1 protein-coding gene and 1 pseudogene are annotated in these 1,105 nt (G+C 33.6%); one reads left to right on the forward strand and one right to left on the reverse strand.

The features are described 5' to 3' along the window. Window positions 1-449: 449 nt before the first annotated feature. The gene (locus tag B9T29_RS16120; protein ID WP_086176896.1) at window positions 450-686 is read right to left on the reverse strand and encodes a VF530 family DNA-binding protein; all 237 of its coding nucleotides are present in this window, start codon (window positions 684-686) and stop codon (window positions 450-452) included. A 303-nt stretch (window positions 687-989) separates the two neighbouring features. On the opposite strand from B9T29_RS16120, the pseudogene B9T29_RS16225 reads away from it, so the two are divergent. Continuing rightward, a pseudogene (locus B9T29_RS16225) lies at window positions 990-1,105 on the forward strand (IS982 family transposase); the annotation flags it as partial.

Consider the following 1,105-nt stretch of genomic DNA (forward strand, 5'->3'; position numbering starts at 1 on the left):
TTTCAATTGAGAAGGTCGTATTCTCAAACGCTTGTTGCTGTGTTTTAAGAATTGCAAATAGGTTGCTTCGAATTTTTGAAAAAAGTCATCGATCATGCAGAAGAAATATGTAAAATCGAACATGGTGGCTGAAGGCGTAGGAGGTGTGGTAACTCCCTAATGGTTTTCAGCCACCTTTTTTTCAAGTTAATTTCTTATCCGCGATTCAGGTTAAATAATAAATTTAATTACTTAGAGCGCTAAAATAATCACTTATAAAATATTTGGTTCATGAACCTAGCTATGAATCCATAGTTTCCTACTAAAAAGTCTTAAGAATAGACTAAATTTTTCTAGGAGAGTGGTGGCAGTCCACCACTAACTAAAAGGTGTCTACAAAATCGGTAGCTATTCAATAAGTGTAGTTTAGTATTTGGTATAAATATTATACTGAGACTGGGTTTTGATAGCTACGATTTCTGTTTGGCTTTTTGGCGTAAGACATACAAATATAAGCTTTCTACTTTTTCACGTGCCCATGGTGTGGTACGCAAGAATCGCAATGATGATTTAACACTTGGATCTATGCAAAAACATCTAATTTCAATTTTACGACTTAAGCCTTCAAAGCCACCGTAGTAATCCAATAATTCATCCAAAATGTCAGCAAGTTTTTTGCCGTGTAAAGGGTCATTGGAGGCGCTCATAATAGATCAATCATATTTTGGGAGGCCATCATTATAACCTGAGCTAGTTGAAAAATGAGAGGGTTGGAATTTAAACGTAATTAACATAGAGAATTACAGCTTATTTTCTAGTTAACTTTTTTCTAAATATTAATTAGTCAAATTCTAATAATTAGGTAGTCATTGCACATTGCAAACAACATGTGAGTAGGCAACTTACATAATATCTTATTTAACCCGAATTACGGATAAGAAAACTGCTTGAAAAAAAGATGGTTAGAGCCATTTAGAAAGTTACTACACAAACCAAAGACTCTAACCACCATGTTTGATTTTACAGAAATTTTCTGTACCGTTGATGATTTTTTTAAGAAATTTGAACCCATCTATTGGCAATTTCTCAAGCAGGAAAAAAAGCGTAAACGAATTCGATTTGCAAC

Origin of the sequence: Acinetobacter sp. ANC 3903, from assembly GCF_002135315.1 — a bacterium.
GTDB lineage: Bacteria > Pseudomonadota > Gammaproteobacteria > Pseudomonadales > Moraxellaceae > Acinetobacter.